Origin of the sequence: uncultured Methanobrevibacter sp. (assembly GCF_900314615.1) — an archaeon.
GTDB lineage: Archaea > Methanobacteriota > Methanobacteria > Methanobacteriales > Methanobacteriaceae > Methanocatella.
This window is the reverse complement of record NZ_OMWA01000048.1, coordinates 1-3,842: the sequence shown is the minus strand read 5'-3', so window position 1 is coordinate 3,842 and position 3,842 is coordinate 1. Positions and strand designations below refer to the sequence as shown.

At 33.6% G+C, this 3,842-nt stretch carries 6 protein-coding genes; 4 read left to right on the top strand and 2 right to left on the bottom strand.

The features are described from left to right. Positions 1–78: 78 nt before the first annotated feature. Both QZN33_RS11570 and QZN33_RS11565 read right to left on the bottom strand, forming a co-directional pair. Positions 79–438 carry a hypothetical protein gene (locus QZN33_RS11570; RefSeq protein WP_296792805.1) on the bottom strand — a complete coding sequence of 120 codons (360 nt, stop codon included), beginning with the start codon at positions 436–438 and terminating at the stop codon, positions 79–81. A gap of 124 nt (positions 439–562) precedes the next feature. Further along, positions 563–709 (bottom strand): hypothetical protein, encoded by a 147-nt coding sequence (locus QZN33_RS11565; protein ID WP_296792802.1) that lies wholly within the window; start codon positions 707–709, stop codon positions 563–565. A gap of 241 nt (positions 710–950) precedes the next feature. Here QZN33_RS11565 and QZN33_RS11560 point away from each other — a divergent pair, with 241 nt between their 5' ends. The 4 genes from QZN33_RS11560 (at position 951) to QZN33_RS11545 (ending at position 3,377) form a co-directional block, all read left to right on the top strand. Continuing rightward, on the top strand, positions 951–1,412 hold the full coding sequence (locus tag QZN33_RS11560; RefSeq protein WP_296792799.1) for a hypothetical protein: 462 nt from the start codon (positions 951–953) through the stop codon (positions 1,410–1,412). A 97-nt stretch (positions 1,413–1,509) separates the two neighbouring features. Next, positions 1,510–1,779, top strand: coding sequence for a winged helix-turn-helix domain-containing protein (locus QZN33_RS11555; protein ID WP_296792796.1), 270 nt, complete (start codon positions 1,510–1,512; stop codon positions 1,777–1,779). Between the two features lie 161 nt (positions 1,780–1,940). Further along, entirely contained in the window at positions 1,941–2,207 is a 267-nt protein-coding gene (locus QZN33_RS11550; protein ID WP_296792793.1) for a transcriptional regulator, read from the top strand. 732 nt (positions 2,208–2,939) lie between these two features. Then, the gene (locus QZN33_RS11545) at positions 2,940–3,377 is read left to right on the top strand and encodes a hypothetical protein (protein ID WP_296792790.1); all 438 of its coding nucleotides are present in this window, start codon (positions 2,940–2,942) and stop codon (positions 3,375–3,377) included. Positions 3,378–3,842 lie beyond the last annotated feature (465 nt).

Here is a 3,842-nt window from a genome sequence, read left to right as displayed (position 1 = left end):
TCAGGAACTGGGGGGATAGCACGGTAATCCTACTTTCGTGGGAAAGTACCAGCCCGTGAAGTAAGAATCCTCGACCTCTTACAGGTCGAGGTAGTTCAAGGTGTCTTCAAATGAATAGTGTTTGTGGATTTCTAAAAGAAGATCCATTTTGGAGAATGTTTTTCCGTCTCCCATTTTTCTGTTCTGATTTTTCTGGTAGTATTTGCTGTATTTTTCAATGTCAGGTCTTAACGGATTCTGTTTTTGAGCGCTTGTGTTTGTTTCTTTTGGAGTGTCGTCAATAATGTTTACTGTTGTTGGAGTCTGATTTGAAGAAGTTCCTGTTATATTTGTGACTTTGACTGCAGAATCCCTGATGACATTATCACTTAATATTTTGTATAATTGCATCTGCAGGTGCAGCATGTGCAGCAGATTATGACAGCGGTTATGACGCAATCGGCTATGCAGATGATGCAGGAAATCAGTATGGGGACAGCGGTTATGCCGGAAGCAACTACGTTGATGAAGGAGGTTATGCAGGAAGTCAGTATGAAGACGGAGGTTATGCAGGAAGCAACTATCAGGATGAAGGCGGATGGGCCGGAAGCCAGTACAATGAAACACTGGAAAACGCTACAGCTGCAAACCAGACTGCTTCCCAAAACGCAACACAGAATGTAACTAACGGCACTGCTGTTGCAAACAACACTGCAAACACTACCAACATTACAAGTGCTCTTCACAACCTTTTAGCAACCGGTAATCCATTACTGTTATTGGTTGTTGTTGCAGCTATCGGTGGTGCAGTAGTTCTCTTAAAAAGAAAATAAATCTGATTAAAAGCAGAAATTAACATTTCTGCACTTATTTTTTTAACTGAATCATATTCATTTAGATTACCTTAAGAAACATCCCTCGCCGGTGTGACATTTGGCGTTTTGCCGGTGAGCATGTTTCTTGGTGATATTTTGCATAAAGTTAAATCTCTTCTAATGCAATATATTATCATGAATTTCATGAACAGAGATGCCAATTTAAAACAGTTCGAGTTTTTAAGATATGTAAATGAAAACTCAGGCGATGAGCATGTGATGTCTAAAATTTCAATTGTTCTTCGCAGTGACAAGATTGAAGCGCCATATTATATGGTTAGCAAAATCAAACTGTCCTCATGCATTGACAGACCTGAAAACGGACTCATACATGCAATGGACATGATGAACCATCACAGAAGATATAATCTCACTGAAAATGAGTTTTCAAAAATCAGGGCACTGATTGAAAAATCAGCTGACAGTGACTATGCAAAAATCTCTAAAAGCGAAAATCAGCTCCAGATAGTTATATTTTCTCGCAGTGATGATGAAATCCGTGATATTTTTGATGAGTATTGTGAACTTTTTGACGCAATTGAAAGTCTAATTGATTAGAAATCCATTATCATTTTTGTGTATATGATTAAAAAATTCATGTGAATTTTAGTTGAATGGTATACATTTATTATGTATGAAATATTAATATTACATTATGGTACTGTCAGATGAAATTTTAACAGAAATAAGTTTTGTGGAAATCTCAACATACAGAACAAAAGTTATGAAATCCCTAAGGGAAAGTTACAACGTACCGACAGGAATTGCAAAGGATGTGGATCTCAACACAAACCATGTCTCTAAGGTATTGTCTGAACTTAAATCCCACGGTCTTGTTGTATGTGTAAATCCTGAAGTCAGAAAGGGCAGATTATATCGCCTGACCGAAAAGGGAGAACTGGTTGCTGAAAATTTAAAGAGGTAATCTGATTTCCTTTCAGTGGCCTTAACTTTATAGTTTGCAAACCGAATGAACGTTCGTTATGTCTTTTTTCTGCTGACAGTTTTTAGGAATTTTTTTTTTAGTACATTTTAATTAACATTAAAACAAATACTTTATTTATATGGTATTACATAAGTGATAATATGGAACTTTCAGATGAAATGTTAATAGAGATAGGATATGTAAAGATATCAAGCTATAGATTAAAAGTGATGAAAACATTGGATGGGGAAGTAAAAATCCCTTCAAAGATAGCTGAGGATTCACAAATCAGGCAAAATCATATTTCAAAGGTTCTTTCTGAATTGAAATCACATGAACTGGTTGAATGCATTAATCCTGAAGTCAGAAAAGGAAGACTTTATCGTCTTACCGATAAAGGCGACGAAGTTGTTAAAAATATTAAATAGTGTCCGGTGAGCGTAATATACACTCATCTTCGGCCAATACTTTTAGATGCCCTATATTGTGTATTGGGTTATTTGAAACTTTGATTAAATGATTTGTCCGCCTGGAGGCTTAAGAATTTTGGAAATTTCTTTTTTAAGTACTCCAATAGGTGAATCTGGCTGATCTTCTATAATTGTTTTTTGAAATCTGCTTTTAGCAAATGTATTGCTGTTTTTAATTTGTTAGGTCATGCCAGCGATAATTTCTGGCATTTAGCTAAACATGAAAAAGTCTTAACATTTTCAATATTGAAACCAGGTTAAATAACTTTAACATTAACGTTTAGCTATTCAAAATTTGTTTTTTAAAAGGATTTGATATATATCCCTGTTTTCATTGGTAAAATATTTTCAATATCTCTCATGTTAAAGTAAAATCCAGTCAATTAAAATAATGGTTGAATCGGGAAATATAATTTTAATTCACTCTATGGTAAATTATTTGCAGTCGAAAAAATCTCCACTAAACAATGTATTTTTTGCCAGGTCTTTTCGGGTCAAGTCATAGACGGTCATTATATTATATTTTCACATCACGTCAGATGTTATAAACATTGTTTTAAACTTGTAAAATTGTTATAACTGTTTTAAATTGTTCTAATCTATAACTGGGCAATTTATATCCTTATTAAGCAAAAAGACGGCTGGAAAGTTTTAAATAGTCTTGTCTACAAAATAATCATAGATGAGAAATTGTCTGATATTGATGCAATAGACTTGCTCCTGTTGCCTGATATGGATATTGACTTACCGATTAAATCATTGATGAGCCTAATCTGTTTTTTAATTGGTAATTCTAATATTCCAGACATTGATTTCAAAAAAAAGATTTGTCTTTGTGAAATCAGGGTGTTAAACCGATTTTTCAAAGATGAAGAGTTGTCAGAGATGATTGAAATGTTACAAACACAAACTAAAAGCTCTGAAGTTCAGCGTATAATTGAAAAATACGGACAGGGATTTCACAGTATATATTTCGATGGAAAAGCTGATGGTATGGCTGATGGTATTTTCAACGGAAAAGTTGAAGTTGCCAAAAATTTGCTTAAAAACGGATTTGATGAGGAATTTATCTCTCAAAACACCGGCCTTCCTGTCAATGAAATTAAAAAACTCAAAAGAAAGCTTTAAACTATTCATTTAATGCTTTCTTATTTTTATTTTTTTTTAAAAGCTTTGCTGATTGGATTATGCTGGCTGTAACCTTTGAGATTCACTAAATTTTTTTAAGCTTTAACATTAACGTTTGGCTATTCAAAATTTGTTTTTTAAAAGTATTTGATATATATCACCATTTTCATATGTAAAATATTTTTAATATCCCTCATGTTAAAGTAAAATCCAGTCAATTAAAATAATGGTTGAATCGGGAAATATAATTTTAGTTCACTCCAGGGTTAATTATCTGCAGTCGAAAAAATCTCCACTAAACGATGTAATTTTCGCCATGTCTTTCCCGTAGGTGAATCTCATATGTGGCCATTGAACCTCTCCGGTTTGTAGAAGCCGGAGATTCTTAGGCCATACCTATTGTTTCGTCAAAGCATTTCCATTCATATTTATTTATGAATTTTCCTTGACCAATAGGTATGAAAT